Source organism: Agromyces sp. NPDC058136 (genome assembly GCF_042884375.1).
Classification (GTDB): Bacteria; Actinomycetota; Actinomycetes; order Actinomycetales; family Microbacteriaceae; genus Agromyces.
On sequence record NZ_JBHVUA010000005.1, the window covers coordinates 179,128 to 196,427 of the forward strand.

The window sequence follows — 17,300 nt, forward strand, 5'->3', positions numbered from 1 at the left end:
GCACAGGGACGCGCCCGATGCGGTTGAAACGGGTCGTGCCCTACGTCTCGCCCGGATACACCCGGGTGCGGCGGGGCCGCGGCTTCGGGTACGTGCACCGCGACGGCGGCACGGCCGGGCGGGCGGAGCGCGCTCGCATCGACGGGCTCGCCGTGCCGCCCGCCTGGCAGGAGGTCTGGATCTCGGACGCACCCAACGCCCACCTGCTCGCGGTGGGCGTCGATGCCGCCGGGCGGCGCCAGTACGTCTACCACCCCGTCTGGCGGGAACGGCAGGACGCCGAGAAGTTCCAGCGGATGGCGGAGCTCGCGCAGGCGCTCCCAGCGGCGAGGCGAAGCGCTCGCCGCGACCTCGGGCTCGACGGGATGCCGCGTGCCCGCGTGCTGGCGGCCGCCTTCGCGACGCTCGACCTCGCCGCGATCCGGATCGGTTCGGAGGAGTCGCTCGCCGGCTTCCGCAACCGCGGGCTGACGACCCTGCTCGTGCGCAATGCGAGCCTCGAGGACCGCGAGACCGTGCGCTTCCGGTTCCGCGCGAAGGGCGGCGTCACCCAGGAGCTGCGCATCGCGGACACCGGCTTGGTCGGTTACGTCGAGGGCGCGGCCGAACGGTCGCGAGCCGCCCGGCTCTACGCCTGGGCCGATGGCCGGGGCTTCCGCGCCGCGGCCCCCGTCGACGTCAACGACGACATCCGCGAGCGCACGGGCGGCGAGTTCACCGCGAAGGACTTCCGCACCCTCCGGGGCACGCTCGTCGCCGCCGAGCACCTGGCGCTGATCGGCCCCTCGGGAACGGCGCGGGCCCGAGCGGCAGCGGTGCGCGAGGCGGTCGAGGCGACCGCCCAGGCGCTCGGCAACACCCCCGCAGTCGCCAGGGGCAGCTACATTGACCCCCGGGTGGTCGCGGCGTACGAGCGGGGCGTCGTCGTGGCATCCGGTGCCGACCGCGAAGGCCGCCTGCTCGAACTGCTCGCGTCCGACGAGGCGTGAGCACGGGCCTCACCCGCCGAAGCCGCCCGCGATCGTCTGCACGAGGCCGATCACGCTCGCGATGCTCATCACGGCGGCCGCGATCCACCCGAACGTCATTGCGGCCGCACCGACACGATGGCGACCCATCAGCGAGCGGTTCCGCGCGATGATCATCACGATGACGAGGAACGGCGCCGCGACGATGCCGTTGATGAGCGCACTGAAGACAAGCAGTGCGACCGCATCCGTCGAGACCGTCGCGAGCACCACCCCGCCGATCGTGCCGATGCCGACGAGGGTGTAGAAGAACGGGTCGCGGCGCGGGCTCGCCGCGAGGCTCCAGTCCTTGCCGAGTGCCGCGGCGAGCGCGGCCGAGCCGGCGACGATGAGCACGGGCACCGCGAGCAGCCCCGAGCCGATGAAGCCGAGCGCGAACAGCACGGATGCCGCGGGGCCGGCGATGGGCTCGAGTGCCGCCGCCGCGTCGGCCGCGCTCTGCACCGGCTTGCCCTCCGCCCCGAGCGTCGCCGCGGTCGCGACGATGATCGCGAACATGACGAGCACCGAGAACACCATGCCGACGACGACGTCGACGCGGGTGTCGACCAGCTGCCGCTTCGCGGCCTGGCGCCGCCGGCGCTCGAGCGGCACCGGCTGGTCTCCCCCCTCGGGCGCCTGGCGCAGCTCCTCGAGGCGATCCTCGCTCTGCCAGAAGAACAGGTACGGCGAGAGGCTCGTGCCGAGGATGGCGACGATCATGCCGAGATACGCGGGCGACAGGCTGAACCCGAATCCCGCGAGCCCGCGCAGCACGGCCGCCCAGTCGACCTGGGCCACGACGAGCACGCCGACGTAGGCGAAGAGGGTGAGGCACAGCCAGCGGATGATCCTCGCCACCATCGCGAACGACCCGAAGAAGAGCACGACGCCGATCGCGAGCCCGGCGACGGCGCTCCAGAGTTGCGCGGGGCCCGCGTGCAGCAGCTCTATGCCCTCGCCGACGGCGAGCAGGTCGGCCGCGACGTTCAGCCCGTTCGCGGCGAACAGCGCGACGAGGAGGATGAGCACGACGAACCGCGAGGCGCCCGTGAACCGGCTGCGGGCGAGCGCACCGAGGCTCTTGCCCGTCGCGGAAGCGGTGCGGTCGCAGATCTCCTGCACGGCGATCATGAGCGGCAGCACGAACGGCACGGTCCAGAGCGTGCCGAAGCCGAAGGTCGCGCCGGCCTGCGCGTACGTCGCGATGCCCGAGGGATCGTCGTCGGAGGCGCCCGTGACGAGACCCGGGCCGAGTGCGCGGAGGAACCGCTTCGGCCCGTGCGGCTGCGGGTCCTGGGCACCGTCGTCGCGCTTCGCGGGCGCGTCGGGCCCCGAGGCATCCTCGTCGTGCGTGCGCGTGCCCACCGCTCCTCCCGTCGCCGGCTCGCTGCCCACGCTAGGTCGGGCCGCCGGGCCGCTTCAACGGGTTGACGCGGCCGCTTCACCGGTCTCAGCGCGCCCGGACGTGCGCTCGAGTCGCCGGCGTCACTCCTCGCGGCGCAGTTCGTCGGGCGACTTGTCGGGCCGCAGGCCCCGCCAGCGCGGGTGGCGCGCCGCACCCGTGGCCGTCCATTCGCCGAACTCGATCTCACCGACGAGCTCGGGGCGCACCCACACCGCGTCGGACGCATCGGCCTCGGGCACCCCGACGAACGGCGGGTCTGGCTGCACCATCGCGTCCAGGCGTTCGCGCAGCCGTTCGAGCTCGCGTTCGCCGAACCCGGAGCCCACGCGCCCCGCGTACTCGAGCCCCGCTTCGATCCCCGCCTCGCCCGGCACTCCGACGAGCAGCGAGCGGATGCGCCCCGTGCGGCTCCCGACCCCGCGCCGGTAGCCGCCGATCACGACCTCCTGCGTGCGGGTGAGCTTGAGCTTCAGCCAGTCGTCGGAGCGCATCCCCGAGCGGTACGGCGAGGCCGCACGCTTCGCGACGAGCCCCTCGAGGCCGAGCAGCCGGCTCTCCTCGAGCGCCGCCTCGGGGTCGCCCGAGGCGGCCGCGGGCACTTCGACGGGCACCCCGCGCCGCGGGCGCACGAGCGCCGCGAGGCGCGCCCGCCGCACCCGGTACGGTTCGTCGACGAGGGCCTCGCCGCCCGCCTCGAGCACGTCGAAGAGCAGCAGGCGCACCGGCACGGATGCCGCGACGGCGGCGATCTCGCGCGGCTTCGTCAGTGACATCCGCTGCTGGAGCACGCCGAAGCTCGGGCGCCCCGCCTCGTCGAGCGCGACGATCTCGCCGTCGAGCACGGCGTCGCCGTCGACGAGCTCGGGCAGCCGATGCAGTTCGGGGTAGCGCTCGGTGACGTCGATGCCGTTGCGGGAGCGCAGCGTCACCCGGCCGCCCTCGACGCGTGCGAGGGCGCGGATGCCGTCCCATTTCCACTCGAGGTCCCAGTCGCCGTCACGCAGCAGACCGATCGTGCCGGGCGTCGCGAGCATCGGCGCGTACGCGTCCCCTCCCGCTGGTCGAGGAGCGAGCGACGAAGGAGCACGCGTCTCGAGACCAGGCCTCGCGACCCCCTGCTCCTTCATGCGGTGCAGCAGCCACTGGCTCTTCTCGCCGCGGCCGTTCGTGCGGATGAGCGCGAGCCGCACCCGCCCGCCGGGGCCCCCCGGCTGTCCGTCGAGGGTGAAGATCACCTCGTCGTCGCGCCACTTCTCGAGCTCGTAGACCCCCGTGTCCCACACGGTCATCGACCCGGCACCGTACTCCCCCGCCGGGATCGTTCCCGCGAAGTCGAGGTACTCGAGCGGGTGGTCCTCGGTCTGCACGGCGAGATGGTTGGTGCCGGTCGACTCGGGCACCCCCTTCGGGACCGCCCAGCTCTTCAGCACCCCGTCCCGTTCGAGCCGCAGATCGAAATGCAGACGGCGGGCATGGTGCTCCTGGATGACGAAGCGGGCCTCCGGCGGTCGAGGAGCGAGCGACGAAGGAGCACGCGTCTCGAGACCTGGTGACGAGGTCTCGAGACGCTCCTCCGTCACTCCTCGACCGGCGGTGGCGGGCATCGGCTCAGGCGTGCGCCCTGCCCGTCGCATCGACCGGTACGTCGCGAGCGGGTCGGGCCCCGCGGCCTCCGCGAGCCCGACGCCGGGGTCGTCGCCCGCGCCGACCCGCGCGAGCACCTCATGCGCCTCCAGCTGCGCGAGCCCCGGGTCGTCGAGCTCGGCCCAGCTGCGCGGGGCGGCGACCGTCGGCCGCGCCCGCCCGCGCAGCGAGTACGGCGCGATCGTGGTCTTCTTGCCGTTGTTCTGGCTCCAGTCGATGAGCACCCGCCCGGTGCGGAGCGTCTTGCGCATGCTCGACACGATGAGCTCGGGGTGGTCGGCCTCGAGCGCCCGGGCGAGTTCGTGCGCGACCGCCGACACCTGCTCCGAGCTCTGCCGCCCGTCGAGCGCGACGTAGAGGTGCAGCCCCTTGCTGCCGCTCGTGACGGGCATCGCGTCGAGCCCCATGCCGGCGAGGAGGTCGCGCACGAGCCGGGCGACCTCGGCGCACTCGACGAGGCCCGTGCCCTCGCCCGGGTCGAGGTCGAACACCATGCGGTCGGGATGCTGCGGGGTGCCGTCGGGCGCGAAGCGCCACTGCGGCACGTGCAGCTCGAGGGCCGCCTGCTGGGCGAGCCACACGAGCGTCGCCCGGTCGCCCGCGATCGGGTACGTCTTCGGCCCGTCGGAGTGCTCGATCACGCCGCGCCTGATCCACTCGGGGGCGTGGTCGGCGAGCTGCTTCTCGAAGAAGGGGGCCTCAGGGGCATCCGCCGTGCCGACCCCGTGCACCCACCGCTTGCGCGTGACCGGCCGCCCGATGACGTGGGGCAGCATGGCGTCGGCGATCTCGGCGTAGTACGAGATCACCTCGCCCTTCGTCATTCCCGTCTCGGGATACATGACCTTGTCGAGGTTCGTCAGCCGGAGCCGCCGGCCGTCGACCTCCACGAGTTGCCGCTCCCCATCGGCCATGTCCCCATCCTGCCGGATGCCGCGGGCTTCCGTCCGAGGCATCCGCGGGTGTCTACTGGGGGTATGCGAGCCGTCTGGAAGGGGGCGGTCACATTCGGCCTCGTCAATGTGCCCGTCAAGCTGTACAGCGCCACCGAAGACCACGACGTGTCCCTGCACCAGGTGCACGACGAGGACGGTGGGCGCATCAGGTACCAGCGCAAGTGCGAGGTGTGCGGCAAGGTCGTCGCCTACCAGAACATCGACAAGGCCTACGATGACGGCGAACGAACCGTCGTCATCACCGACGAGGACCTCAAGGCGCTGCCCGCCGAGCGCAGCCGAGAGATCGAGGTGCTCGAGTTCGTGCCGAGCGAGCAGATCGACCCGATCATGCTCGACAAGAGCTACTACCTCGAACCCGACTCCGCCTCGAACAAGGCGTACGTGCTGCTGCGCGAGACCCTCGAGTCGACCGACCGAACCGCGATCGTGCAGATGGCGCTACGGCAGAAGACCCGGCTCGCGGCGCTGCGCGTGCACGGCGACGTGCTCGTCGCGCAGACCCTGCTCTGGAGCGACGAGGTGCGCGACGCCGCGTTCCCCTCGCTCGACGAGCCCGTGAAGATCTCGGAGAAGGAGCTCGCCCTCTCGAAGCAGCTCGTCGAGAGCCTCGTCGCCGACTTCGAGCCCGAGCAGTACGTCGACGAGTACCAGCAGGAGCTCCGCACCCTCATCGAGGCGAAGCTCGAGCAGGGCGACGCCCTCGACACCGCCGCGACCTTCGGCGAAGAGCCAGAGGAGGAGACCGGCGGCGAGGTCATCGACCTCATGGAGGCCCTGCGGCAGTCGCTCGCCGCCAAGCGCGGGGGCGGAGGGAAGACGGCGAAGCCCGCGAAGGCGGCATCGAAGCCGGATGCCGCGCCGAAGGCGAAGTCCTCCACGAAGGGGAAGCCGGCGAAATCGGCCGACGCCGACAAGGCGAAGCGGTCGAAGACCGCCTGAGCGGCATCGGTCCCCGCCGAGACGAGAGCGCGCGGCATCCGATGACCGGATGCCGCGCGCTCGCGTGCTGGGGGTGCCCCGACTACTTGGCCGCGCACACCTCGGTGACGGTGACCGCAGCGGCCTGGATGTCGCCGGTCGCCGTGGCCTGCGCGTCGGCGTCGGCCTCGAAGTCCTCGGTCTCGGTGGTGGGCAGGGTCGCCGCGTACGTCTCGGCGGCCTCGATCTTCGCCTGCAGCCCGTCGAGCGCCTCGGCGAGCTTCGAGTCGTCTGCAGCCTGCTCGTCGAGCTCGTCGACGCGCTCCTCGTAGGCGTCGAGACGCTCGAGGAGGGCGGCCTGCTCGGTCGCGGTGAGGATGGCGTTCTGCGCGCCGTTCGCGATGTCGCGCACGGCGACGCGAACGACCTCGCAGCTGTCGCCGCCCTGGGCCGCAGTGGTGTCGTCGGTGCTCGAGGCGCAGCCGGTGAACAGCAGTGCGCCGGCGAAGACGAGCGCGGTGGACGTGATGATTCGTTGCATGGTGCAATTCCCCCTGAATTCGGTAACCACAAGAGCTTAGTCGCGGGCGCTGTCGGCTGCCCGAAACCCCGGTGCTACCCCTCGCGACGGCGGCTGCGCAGCTCGCGGATACGCCGCCCCAGCAGCTGCGCGAAGACGAACACGAGGAAGATCGAGAACACCACGTTCGACCAGAACGGGTCGATGCCCGTCGCGATCAGCACGCCCACCGGTGACATCACGCTCGCCGCGACGCCCACGATCGCCGCCGTGCGCAGGTCGACGTTCTTGCGGCGCCAGTTGGCGAGCGTGCCCGAGATCGATCCAGGGATCATCATCGTGAGCGAGGTGCCCTTCGCGACGAGGTCACTCGCACCGAAGAAGAACATCAGCACGGGCACGACGATGATGCCGCCCCCGACCCCGAGCACCCCCGAGAGCACGCCCGTCACGAATCCGGTGACCACGAGGAGCGGGCCGGAGATCCACGTCATGCCGATCTCGCTGTCGCGCTGCGGCACGACGAACCACAGGCTCACGATGACGACGAGCACGAACACGAGGAAGATCCAGTGCAGGGTCCGGATCGGGAGCTTCGCGAGCAGTGCGCTGCCGAGCTGCGACCCCACGATGATGCCCGCCGCGAGCAACAGCGCGGCCACCCAGTCGACCTGCCCCTGCACGGCGTAGCTCACCGCGCCGACGACGGCCGCCGGCAGGATCGCCGCGACCGAGGTGCCCGCTGCGAGCCGCTGCGGCATGCCGAGGATGAGCACGAGTGCGGGCACGATGACGAGCCCGCCGCCGACGCCGAAGAGTCCGGAGAGGAGCCCCGCGAAGATGCCGATGAGCACGAGCGGGAGGGCGGCGGGGCGTTGTTCAGTCATCGATGCGCATTTCTCCGTGATCGTCGTGGCGGACGTGCGACGCCATCGTACGACGCCGTGAAACGGGAAAAGCCCCCGCGAATCGCGGGGGCTTCTCAAGTCAGTGCGGAGACGAGGGGATTTGAACCCCTGGTCCCCTTACGGGGACTCCACCTTAGCAGGGTGGTGCACTCGACCGGACTATGCGACGTCTCCTTGCGGTGCGCACGCGCACACGCGACTGTCATCATAACCCGACGACCGGCAGAATGACGATTCGAGCCGGAACGGTCGGGTTGCGAGACCCCGCTACTGGTCGTCGAGCGTACGACCGGCCGAGCATCGCGTCTCGGCGGCGGTCTGCCCCGTCACGTCGCTCGGCAGCGCACCCGTCGTCGGTGCGGGCACCTCCTCGGCGGGCACCTCTTCAGCGGGCACCTCTTCTGAGGGCACCGCCTCGACCGTCACCGTGTTCGGGTCGCCGGCCGACGCGAACGAGGCGTCGTCGGCGGTCGGGTCGAAGACGACCGGGGTGTCGTTCTGGAGGGCGAGGTTCACGATCTCGGCCGAGTCGCTCGGCTTGACGCCGCCCTCGGTCGTGCCCGTCGGGTACTGGATGAAGGCGATCTTGTCGAGGTCGACGTCCTTCATCGCCTTCGCGATCGAGACCATCGTCGTCGGGTTCGCGAGCGAGTCGGAGAGCTCCATGTTCGCGAGCGCGGCCTTGGCGATCGAGTAGAGCGCGACCGGGTCGCCGAGCGTGCCGCTGTCCTGCAGCTTCCGGGCGAGGGACGACATGAACACCTGCTGGTTCGAGATGCGCCCGAGGTCGGACCCGTCGCCGACGCCGTGCCTCGTGCGGAGGAACTGCAGAGCCGGCATTCCGGAGAGCTCGTGCATGCCGGCCTCGAGGAACAGGCCGGTGTACTCGTCTTCGATGGGCTCGGCCACGCAGACCTCGACACCGCCGACGGCCTCGCTCATCGCGGCGACGCCATTGAACTGCACCGTGCCGGCGAACGGGATCGTCACGCCGGTGAGCTCTTCGACCGTCTTCACGACGCAGCCGAGTCCGCCGTGGCTGAGCACCGAGTTGATCTTGACGCCGTACAGCTCGTCCAACGGATCACCCGCAGGATCTTCGGGGTCGGTGCACGCCGGCACGTCGATGAACATGTCACGGGGGAAGCTGATGACCTCGACGTGCGAATGGTCCTGCGAGATGTGCATGAGCATCGTGACGTCGTTGAGCACGGCGGTCTCTTCTTCGGGGTCGCCGAAGGCCATCCCCTGCCCCTGGCGGCTGTCGCTGCCGACGAGCAGGAGGTTCACGCCGCCTTCCATCGCACCGACGTCGGGCACTCCCTCGAGCACCTTCTCGTTGCCGAGCGAGACGGTCGGCTTCACGGTGCTCGCGAGATCCCACGCCGCATACGCCGCGACGGCGCCGCCCGAGACGAGCGCGACGGACAGGCCGATGCCGAGCACCTTCGCGAGGGTGCGGCCGATCGACCGCTTGCGGAGCTTGCCGTGATGCGCCACCGCGGGGTTCTTCGCGGCGCGCCGCGAACTGGGTCGCAACGCTTCGTTCACCGGGATCCTCTCGAGTGTGGTGGTCGCGCGGAGGGCGTGGGATTCGAACCCACGAGACATTTCTGCCCACTGGTTTTCAAGACCAGCTCCATCGGCCGCTCGGACAGCCCTCCTCGCCTGCGCGTCGCCCGTCGAGCGGGTCATGTCGTGCAGGCAGGCCCCGATTCTAGCCGAATCGCTTTCGGTTCAGCCTGCCAGCCGCTCCTGAGAGAGCCCTGAAGCGAAGGCGGATGCCTCGTTCAGCCCTCGTTGGCGGTGGTGCAGCGCACCTCGTCGCCCGCGAGGCCGGTGACGTCGCCCGGCAATTGCCCTGCGGGCGGCGGCGGCACCGTGGCATCCGGTGCCGGTTCGGCGGCGGGCGCCTCGGCGGCCTGCTCGGCGGGGTCGCCCGGCGCGGTGCCGAACGCTGCGTTCGCGTTCGCGTTCGGATCGATCACGACCGGCACGTCCTGCTGGAGGGCGAGGTTCACCGCCTCGGCCGAGTCGGCTGGCTCGACGTGCTGGCCGTCGCCGTACTCGACGGTCGGGTACTGGACGAACACGATCTTCGACAGGTCGACGTCCTGGATGGTGCGCGCGATCGACATCAGCATGGTCGGGCTCTGCAGCTTGCTCGAGAGCTCCATGTTCGAGAGCACCGCCTTGGCGATGGAGTAGAGCTTCACCGGGTCGCTCAGCGTGCCGCTCGACTGCAGGGTGCGCGCGAGCGAGGCCATGAACGCCTGCTGGTTCGAGATGCGGCCGAGATCGCTGCCGTCGCCGACCGCCTTGCGCGTCCGCAGGAACGCGAGCGCGTCGTACCCTTCGACCGTGCTCATGCCTGCCGGCAGGTTCAACCCCGAGGAGGGGTCGACGATCGGATCGGCGAGGCAGACCTCGACTCCGCCGACTGCGGAGGAGAGCGCCGCGACGCCGTCGAACTTGACGATCCCGCCGACGGGGATCGTGATGCCCGTCAGCTGTTCGATCGTCATCGCGACGCAGCCGAGGCCGCCGTGGTGCAGCACGCTGTTGAGCGGCACACCCGACATCGCCGAGAGCGGGCCGCTCTCGGGGTCGACGGGGTCGGGGCACTCGGGCACGGGCACGATCATGTCGCGCGGGAAGCTCACGACCTCGACGTGCGAGTGGTCCTGCGAGATGTGCAGCAGCATGTTGACGTCGTTGAGGACGCCCGACTCCTCTTCGGGGTCGCCGAACGCACCGCTCGGAGGGCGCTCGTCGCTGCCGACGAGCAGGAAGTTGAGCCCGCCGTCCATCGCGCCGATGTCGGGAACGCCCTCGAGGATCTCCTCACCGGCGAGCGTCACGCCACCACCGTCACCGCCGCCACCGACCGAGCCGACGAGGTCGACGGCGGCGTAGGCGACCACGGCGGTCGCGCTCACGAGCAGCACGGCGAGGGCGGATGCGGCGAGTTTCACCGCGGTGCGCGGCCCCGAGTGGCGGGGCAGGCGCCCGTGACGGGTGGGCACGACCGCCCCCTCGGGCGTCTCGTGATCCCCCTGCTCGGGTACGAGCTCCGCGTTCTGCGTCATGCGACCCCTCCCGTCGGCACGATTCTATGCAGGCCGCGCCCGTGCCGCTGCTGTGAGGTGCTACGGGAGCGAGTCGAGGGCGGCGGCGAGACCGGCCTCGCCGACCGAGCCGGTGACCTCGCCCGCCGCGGCCCGCACCTCGTCGGGCGCCTGGCCCATCGCGACGGCGCGGCCTGCGGCCCCCGCCCACGCGAACATCTCGAGGTCGTTGCGGCCGTCGCCCGCGGCGAACACCCGTGCCGCATCGAGGTCGAGCCACCCGCGCACCCGCTCGAGCGCGGTCGCCTTGTTCACCCCGTCGGGGGCGATGTCGAGCCACGCCGTCCAGCCGATGGCGTAGCTCACGTGGTGCAGGCCCATCTGGTCGACGATCGCGAAGAACTCGTCGAGCCCGTGGTCGAGGCTCGTGACGACGACACGCGTGGCGCGGTGGTCGAGCAACTCCTCGAAGACGACCTCGCGGGCGTTCTCGAGGTTCCACTCCGTCATGCCCGCGGTGTAGAGGCGGTACCCGTCGGGCAGTTCGACCATGAACTTGCCCGAGGGCAGGAAGCTGCGGATGCGTTCGAGCACCGCCGTCGGGTCGAAGGTCTCGACGTGCTCGCGCACGTAGCCGTCGGGCGAGGTGTCGTCGCGACGCATCGTGATCGCGCCGTTCGCGCACACCACATATTCGGGGGTGAGGCCGAGCTCCTCGATGACGGGGCGCGTCGTCGACCAGGAGCGGCCGGTCGCGAGGGTCACGAGGTGGCCGCGTTCGACGGCCGCCGCCACGGCGCGGGAGACCTCGGCGTCGATCGTGCCGTCTTCGTGCATGACCGTGCCGTCGACGTCGAGCGCGACGAACCAGCGACCGTCGACGCTCATCGGGCGACGGGTTCGAGCTTCTCGAGCCCGCCGAGGTAGCCGCGCAGCGCCTCGGGCACCACGACCGAGCCGTCGGCCTGCTGGTGCGTCTCGAGGATGGCGACGAGCCAGCGGGTCGTCGCGAGCGTGCCGTTGAGCGTCGCGACGGGCGCCGTCTTGCCGCTCTCGGTTCGGTGGCGGATGTCGAGTCGACGGGCCTGGAACGTCGTGCAGTTCGAGGTGGAGGTGAGCTCGCGGTACGCGCCCTGCGTCGGCACCCACGCCTCGACGTCGTACTTGCGGGCCGCGCTCGACCCGAGGTCGCCTGCCGCGGTGTCGATGACCCGGTACGTCAGCCCCAGGTCCTGCAGCATGCCCTCCTGCCAGGCGAGCAGACGCGCGTGCTCGGCCTCGGCGTCGGCCGGGTCGATGTAGGTGAACATCTCGAGCTTGTTGAACTGGTGCACGCGGATGATGCCGCGCGTGTCCTTGCCGTGCGAGCCGGCCTCGCTGCGGTAGCAGGTCGACCAGCCGGCGTAGCGGATCGGCCCGTTCGACACGTCGATGATCTCGTCGGCGTGGTAGCCGGCGAGCGCGACCTCGCTCGTGCCGGTGAGGTACAGCTCCTGTTCGGGCAGGTAGTAGACCTCGTCGGAGTGCGCGCCGAGGAACCCGGTGCCGTTCATGATCTCGGGGCGCACGAGCGTCGGCGTGATGAGCGGGGTGAAGCCCGCCGCGATCGCCCGGTCGAGACCCATGTTCATGAGTGCGAGCTCGAGGCGGGCGCCGACGCCCTTGAGGTAGTGGAAACGGGCTCCGGACACCTTCGCGCCGCGCTGCATGTCGATCGCGTCGAGCATCTCGCCGATCTCGAGGTGGTCGCGCGGCTCGAACGGGAAGCTCGGGATCTCGCCGACCTCGCGCAACACGATGTAGTCGTCTTCGCCACCGGCGGGCACGCCGTCGATGACGATGTTGCCGAGCTTCTGCACGGCGAGCGTGAACTCGGCCTCGGCGTCGCCGACGGCCTGGTTCGCGGCCTTGACCTTGCCCGCCAGTTCTTGCGCTTGCGCGACGAGGGCCGCCTTCGCCTCCTTCGGCGCCTGGGCGACCTGCTTGCCGAACGCGTTCTGCTCGGCGCGGAGCGCCTCGAACACGGTGATCGCGGTGCGGCGCGCGGAATCGGCGGCCACGGCCTCGTCGACGAGCTCCGAGGGCTCGCCGCGGAGCTCCTGCGAACGCTTGATCAGGTCGGGGTTCTCGCGGAGAAGTACGGGATCGATCACCCGAGCAAGTCTAGCCCGCGGATTCCCGCGGTTCTCGGGGTCGCGACGCGCCTTCCCGCTCGGTTCCCGGGTGGATGCAATACGGTGGCACCGTGTCGAGCGATCGGAACGAAGGGCAGGCGGATGCCGCGCACCCGCGCCTGCGCGCGGCCGTGATCTTCAACCCGAGCAAGCAGGGCGTCGACGCCCTACGTGCAGCAGTGGGGCGCGCAGAGGCCCGGCAGTCGTTCGCGCCGACGCTCTGGCTCGAGACCACCGAGGCCGACCCCGGCAAGGGCGGTGCCCACGAGGCGGTCGACGCGGGCGTCGACCTCGTGATCGCCGCGGGCGGCGACGGCACCGTGCGCTCGGTCGCCGCAGGTCTCCGCGGATCGGGCATGCCGATGGGCATCGTGCCGCTCGGCACCGGCAACCTCTTCGCCCGGAACCTCGACATCCCGGTGAACGACATCGACGACGCCGTCGTGCTCGCGTTCTCGGGGGCCGACCGCGTCGTCGACGTCATCGTCGCCGAAGTCACCCGCCCGAACGGCGACGACGAGGCGCACCTGTCGCTCGTGATGGCCGGCATCGGCATCGACGCCGAGATGATCCAGAACACGAACCCCGAACTGAAGAAGCGGGTCGGGTGGCTCGCGTACGTCGACGCCGGCCTGCGGGCGCTGCCCGCCTCCAAGCCGTTCCCGGCCCAGTACCGCCTCGAGAACCGGCGCCACCACCGCGCACGGGTGGCGAGCATCCTCGTCGCGAACCTCGGCTACCTGCCGGGCAACATCGAGCTCATCCCCGACGCCGAGATCGACGACGGGCACCTCGACGTCGTCGTCCTGCAGCCGCGGAACCTCCTCGGCTGGCTGTTCATCTGGCGCACCGTCTTCTGGGAGAACCGCGTGCTCCGGAAGTCGGCCCTCGGTCGGCAGTTCATCGACCTCACGAGCGGCAACCGCCGCCAGCAGATCGTGTACCGGCGCGGCCGCTCGGTCGAGCTCGAGTTCGAAGGCGGCCCCCAGGAGTTCGAGATCGACGGCGACGAGTTCGGCAGCGTGGTGTCGGCGAGGTTCAGGGTCGACCCTGCGGCGCTCGTGGTGCGCGTCCCGCGCTGACCCCCGGCGGTCGAGGAGCGAAGCGTCTCGAGACCCGTCAGCCGAGCATGGTCCCCTCGGCGGCCTCCGACGGCTTCGGATCGGGCAGTCGCCGCATCCGCACGGCGTTCAAGACCCCGAGCAGTCCCGCGAGGATCGGGACGAGCAGCGCGACCTGGAGGGCGATGAACCGGGAGTCGGTGTTGATGCGCAGGACCTCCTCCTGCACCTCCGGCGTCTCATCGGCGAGGAGCTCCTCGAGGCCGGTGTTCGTCATGATCTGGGCGTCCTCTTCGAGCACGGTCGCCACCTGCTCCTGCTGGTCGGTGCTCAGCACGGTGCTCGACGAGGCGCTCGCCGTGAAGGTGAAGGCGAGCGTGGCGAGCATGATCGCCCCGGCGAAGGCCAGACCGAACGAGAGGCCGAACGACCCGGCGGCCGAGTTGACGCCCGCCGCTTCGCTGACCCGCTCGTCGGAGATGGGCGAGAGCGTGTAGTTGTTGAGCTGCGAGACGAGGAGGCCGAGACCGCAGCCCGCGACGATGAGCGGCAGCGTGAGGTACCACCCCGAGTCGGCGATCGGCACGATCGGCACGAGCACCCCGACGCCGATCACGACGAGGGCGAAGCCCCACAGGATGATCGTGGCCGGCCGCCGTTTCAGCCCGCGGCCGGCGAGCAGTGCGACGACGAACATGCTGAGCGACAGCGGCGCGATCGAGAGGCCGGCCTGGAGGGCGTTGTACTCGAACACCATCTGCAGATAGATCGGGAGCACGATCATCGTGCCGCCGAGGGCGATCTGCTGCAGCAGCTGCCCGCTCGCCCCGGTGCGGAACATCTTCGACTCGAAGAGCGCCGGGTCGAGCAGCGTCGGCTTGCCCCGGCGCTTGCGGTTGCGCAGCCAGAAGACGAGGAGCCCGAGCCCGACCACCCCGATGCCGATGATGAGGCCGACGTAGCCGCCGCCCTCCTGCCACACGAGGATGCCGGTGACCACGCCGCCCATGCCCACGATCGACAGCAGCGCCCCCACGAGGTCGATCGAGCGATCGCCGTGGTACGGCACGTCCTTCACGAGTCCGATGCCCGCGAGCACGACGGCGATGATGACGGCCTCGAGCGCGAAGCCGACCCGCCACGAGAGGAACGTCGTGATGAACCCGCCGAGCAGCGGCCCGACGGCGGCGGCGATCGCGGCCGACGCCCCGACGAGCGCGTACACCCGCTTCTGATGCGCGCCCTCAAAGTTGCCGTGGATGAGCGACTGCATCGCCGGCAGCAGCAGCGAGGCGCCGATGCCGCCGATGAACGCCCAGAACACGATGATCGCCGTGAGGTCCTGGGCGAAGACCATCGCGATCGCACCCACGGCGTAGCCGAGGAGGCCGAGGATGTACGCGAGCTTCCGGCCGATCAGGTCGCCCGTCTTGCCGCCGATGAGGATGAACGCCGCAGAGACGAGCGCCTCCAGCGCGATCGCCCCCTGCACGCCGCTCACCGTGGTGCCGAGATCGTGCACGACGGCCGAGATCGACACGTTCATGAGCGACGTATCGACGACCAGCACGAACATCGCCATCGCCAGCAGAATGGCGAGCCGCCCGTTGAACTTCACTTCCCCGCCACCGCGTGAGCTCATAGCTCACTCAAGCACACCGCGGCGCCGGGCGGAAGAGCCCCCGTCCGGGGCGATCAGCCCTGCGGCCGGGCCGGAACCCGAGACTGGCGCACCGCTCGACGCACCTCGAGGACCACGACGGCCACGACGGCCCCGACGACCGCCGAAGCGGCCGGACCGATCAGCGTCTGGGCGACCTGCCCCAGCACCATCGCCTCGAACATCTCCCGCTGCCCGTCCGAGAGCTCGGCGCCCGGGCTGAACGACATGTTCGAGGAAGCGGCGTTGCCCGCGACGGCGAGCGCGACGGCCCAGGCGATCAACGCGACGCCGACCACCGCGATCGCCGGCAGCACCCACCACGCCGGCGGCCGCCGGAACCGGGCGTCGCCCTTCGTGCCGGGCCCGGCCTCGACGGCGATGCCCGCGGCGAGACCGGTCACGATGACGGCACCGACCGCGCCGGCGAGCACGAGCGACGGCGCGAGCGCCCACCCGAGGATGCGCAGGCGTTCGCCGTCGGGATCGACGACTCCGCCGTAGTAGTACGCGTAGTCGCCGTTGAGGCTCCAGAGCATCCAGATGCCGAGCGCGATCGCACCCCCGGTCGCGGCCCAGCCGGCGATCAGCCAGGCCCGCGCGGTCGGCGCGGTCACGGCGTCGTCGGCGCCGTCGGCGGCTCCGATCGGCCCGGGTTCGTCGCTCGGATACTGGAGACCGAGCATCGCGACGGGATCGGCGGCGCCGTCGCCGGCAGGCGCACCCGCATCGGGCGCGGCGTCGGCGGGCTCCCGACCCGGCGGCGGAGGGATCCGGGCGGGCGGAGGTTCGCGCAGTTCGGGCGTCTCGCGCGGGACGGCGGCCGCGCGGGCACCGCGCTCGGCGACCGCGGACCCGGGCGAGACCGCCGCACCGGTCCACCCCGTGGCATCCGCATGCTGCGACGGATCGTAGCCGCGCTGGAACCGCGGGTCGTACCGCGGGTCGATGCCCTGCTCGGTGTCGGTCATCGTCGACCTCCTCGCTCGCGCCGCGTCGCCGTCAGGCGCCGTCGGGTTCGCCGCTCAGGAGCCCGCGCAGCCAGTCGCGGGCCTCGATGAAGATCTCGTCATCGTACTTCGAGTGCACCTCGACCTCACGCCGGTCCGCGCGCGGGTACGAGCCGAGGAAGATCACCTTCGGCGAGTAGCGGCGGAGGCCGAGGAGCGCGTCGGCGACCCGCTCGTCCTCGACGTGGCCCTCGAGGTCGATGACGAAGCGGTATCGGCCGAGCGCGTCGCCGATGGGCCGCGACTGGATGAGCGAGAGGTTGACCCCCCGCGTCGAGAACTGCTCGAGCATGTCGAGCAGCGCGCCGGGCTCGTCGTCGGGCAGTTCGACGATGAGGCTCGTCTTGTCGGCCCCCGTCGGTGCGGGCAGTGCGCGCGAACGGCTCACGAGCACGAAGCGGGTCACCGCGTTCGGGTTGTCGCCGAGGTCGCGGGCGAGCACCTCGACGTCGAGGTGCTCGGTGATGCCGGGCGGCGCGACGGCCGCGTCGGCCTGCGACCCTTCGAAGAGGGATGCCGCGGCCGCGACATTGCTCGTCGCCGGAATGTGCCCGTGGCCAGGGAGTTCACGCTCGAGCCAGCCACGCGACTGGGCATAGGCGACGGGGTGCGCGTTGACGACCTCGACGTCGGCGAGGGTCGTGCCGGGCCGGGCGACGAGCACGAAGTTCACCGGCACGAGGTACTCGCCCAGGATGCGGAGTCCGGGTACTGTCGCCAGGGCGTCCTGGGTCGCGGTCACGCCTCCGTCGATCGAGTTCTCGATCGCGATCATCGCCGCGGTCGATCGGCCGCCGACGACGTCGGCGAGCGCTTCGCCGACGTTGTTGACCGGCCGCCAGTGCCGGCCGTGCGCCTCGGGAACCTGCTTGAGTGCGGCCTCGGTGAAGGTGCCGGCCGGCCCGAGGTACGAGTACGTCTCGTCAGGGGGTGTCGGCGTGGCATCCGTGGTCATGCGCCCAG

14 protein-coding genes and 2 tRNA genes are annotated in these 17,300 nt (G+C 71.1%); 3 read left to right on the forward strand and 13 right to left on the reverse strand.

The window, feature by feature from the left end; translation table 11 throughout:
• The first annotated feature begins 17 nt into the window (after positions 1-17).
• Entirely contained in the window at positions 18-989 is a 972-nt protein-coding gene (locus tag ACFVTX_RS15010) for a DNA topoisomerase IB (protein WP_386901456.1), read from the forward strand.
• Positions 990-998: 9 nt separating this feature from the next.
• On the opposite strand, the gene ACFVTX_RS15015 is transcribed toward ACFVTX_RS15010, so the two are convergent.
• Both ACFVTX_RS15015 and ACFVTX_RS15020 read right to left on the reverse strand, forming a co-directional pair.
• Positions 999-2,375 (reverse strand): Nramp family divalent metal transporter, encoded by a 1,377-nt coding sequence (locus ACFVTX_RS15015; RefSeq protein WP_386901458.1) that lies wholly within the window; start codon positions 2,373-2,375, stop codon positions 999-1,001.
• Between the two features lie 120 nt (positions 2,376-2,495).
• Complete coding sequence (locus ACFVTX_RS15020; protein WP_386901460.1) at positions 2,496-4,973, reverse strand: ATP-dependent DNA ligase; 2,478 nt, start codon at positions 4,971-4,973, stop codon at positions 2,496-2,498.
• A 63-nt stretch (positions 4,974-5,036) separates the two neighbouring features.
• Here ACFVTX_RS15020 and ACFVTX_RS15025 point away from each other — a divergent pair, with 63 nt between their 5' ends.
• Entirely contained in the window at positions 5,037-5,957 is a 921-nt protein-coding gene (locus ACFVTX_RS15025) for a Ku protein (RefSeq protein WP_386901462.1), read from the forward strand.
• An 82-nt stretch (positions 5,958-6,039) separates the two neighbouring features.
• Here the strand turns inward: ACFVTX_RS15025 and ACFVTX_RS15030 are convergent, their stop codons facing one another.
• From ACFVTX_RS15030 to serS, 8 genes are all read right to left on the reverse strand, one after another.
• Positions 6,040-6,477 carry a hypothetical protein gene (locus ACFVTX_RS15030; RefSeq protein WP_386901464.1) on the reverse strand — a complete coding sequence of 146 codons (438 nt, stop codon included), beginning with the start codon at positions 6,475-6,477 and terminating at the stop codon, positions 6,040-6,042.
• A 74-nt stretch (positions 6,478-6,551) separates the two neighbouring features.
• Positions 6,552-7,343 (reverse strand): sulfite exporter TauE/SafE family protein, encoded by a 792-nt coding sequence (locus tag ACFVTX_RS15035; protein WP_386901466.1) that lies wholly within the window; start codon positions 7,341-7,343, stop codon positions 6,552-6,554.
• 106 nt (positions 7,344-7,449) lie between these two features.
• A tRNA-Ser gene (locus ACFVTX_RS15040) sits at positions 7,450-7,538 on the reverse strand.
• 93 nt (positions 7,539-7,631) lie between these two features.
• A complete protein-coding gene (locus ACFVTX_RS15045) occupies positions 7,632-8,915 on the reverse strand; it encodes an LCP family protein (RefSeq protein ID WP_386901467.1) in 1,284 nt (427 codons plus the stop codon).
• Between the two features lie 28 nt (positions 8,916-8,943).
• Positions 8,944-9,028, reverse strand: a tRNA-Ser gene (locus ACFVTX_RS15050).
• A gap of 126 nt (positions 9,029-9,154) precedes the next feature.
• The gene (locus tag ACFVTX_RS15055; protein ID WP_386901469.1) at positions 9,155-10,453 is read right to left on the reverse strand and encodes an LCP family protein; all 1,299 of its coding nucleotides are present in this window, start codon (positions 10,451-10,453) and stop codon (positions 9,155-9,157) included.
• Between the two features lie 60 nt (positions 10,454-10,513).
• A complete protein-coding gene (locus ACFVTX_RS15060) occupies positions 10,514-11,320 on the reverse strand; it encodes an HAD family hydrolase (protein ID WP_386901471.1) in 807 nt (268 codons plus the stop codon).
• On the reverse strand, positions 11,317-12,585 hold the full coding sequence (gene serS / locus ACFVTX_RS15065; protein WP_386901473.1) for a serine--tRNA ligase: 1,269 nt from the start codon (positions 12,583-12,585) through the stop codon (positions 11,317-11,319). Before serS ends, ACFVTX_RS15060 begins: the two co-directional genes overlap by 4 nt.
• 92 nt (positions 12,586-12,677) lie before the next feature.
• Here serS and ACFVTX_RS15070 point away from each other — a divergent pair, with 92 nt between their 5' ends.
• A complete protein-coding gene (locus ACFVTX_RS15070) occupies positions 12,678-13,688 on the forward strand; it encodes a diacylglycerol/lipid kinase family protein (protein ID WP_386901475.1) in 1,011 nt (336 codons plus the stop codon).
• A 37-nt stretch (positions 13,689-13,725) separates the two neighbouring features.
• Here ACFVTX_RS15070 and ACFVTX_RS15075 read toward each other — a convergent pair whose 3' ends face one another.
• The 3 genes from ACFVTX_RS15075 to pheA are packed head-to-tail and all read right to left on the reverse strand — an operon-like array spanning position 13,726 to position 17,292.
• Positions 13,726-15,309: an MFS transporter gene (locus ACFVTX_RS15075; protein WP_386901477.1), complete on the reverse strand. Its 1,584-nt coding sequence runs from the start codon at positions 15,307-15,309 to the stop codon at positions 13,726-13,728.
• Between the two features lie 53 nt (positions 15,310-15,362).
• On the reverse strand, positions 15,363-16,298 hold the full coding sequence (locus tag ACFVTX_RS15080) for a hypothetical protein (RefSeq protein WP_386901479.1): 936 nt from the start codon (positions 16,296-16,298) through the stop codon (positions 15,363-15,365).
• A gap of 31 nt (positions 16,299-16,329) precedes the next feature.
• A complete protein-coding gene (pheA, locus tag ACFVTX_RS15085; protein ID WP_386901480.1) occupies positions 16,330-17,292 on the reverse strand; it encodes a prephenate dehydratase in 963 nt (320 codons plus the stop codon).
• Between the last annotated feature and the right edge of the window lie 8 nt (positions 17,293-17,300).

Coding starts and splice junctions, on each gene's coding strand:
- ACFVTX_RS15010 (WP_386901456.1), top strand. CDS start 18: ATGCGGTTGAAACGGGTCGTGCCCTACGTCTCGCCCGGATACACCCGG.
- ACFVTX_RS15020 (WP_386901460.1), bottom strand. CDS start 4,973: ATGGCCGATGGGGAGCGGCAACTCGTGGAGGTCGACGGCCGGCGGCTC.
- ACFVTX_RS15025 (WP_386901462.1), top strand. CDS start 5,037: ATGCGAGCCGTCTGGAAGGGGGCGGTCACATTCGGCCTCGTCAATGTG.
- ACFVTX_RS15030 (WP_386901464.1), bottom strand. CDS start 6,477: ATGCAACGAATCATCACGTCCACCGCGCTCGTCTTCGCCGGCGCACTG.
- ACFVTX_RS15035 (WP_386901466.1), bottom strand. CDS start 7,343: ATGACTGAACAACGCCCCGCCGCCCTCCCGCTCGTGCTCATCGGCATC.
- ACFVTX_RS15055 (WP_386901469.1), bottom strand. CDS start 10,453: ATGACGCAGAACGCGGAGCTCGTACCCGAGCAGGGGGATCACGAGACG.
- ACFVTX_RS15060 (WP_386901471.1), bottom strand. CDS start 11,320: ATGAGCGTCGACGGTCGCTGGTTCGTCGCGCTCGACGTCGACGGCACG.
- ACFVTX_RS15075 (WP_386901477.1), bottom strand. CDS start 15,309: ATGAGCTCACGCGGTGGCGGGGAAGTGAAGTTCAACGGGCGGCTCGCC.
- ACFVTX_RS15080 (WP_386901479.1), bottom strand. CDS start 16,298: ATGACCGACACCGAGCAGGGCATCGACCCGCGGTACGACCCGCGGTTC.
- pheA (WP_386901480.1), bottom strand. CDS start 17,292: ATGACCACGGATGCCACGCCGACACCCCCTGACGAGACGTACTCGTAC.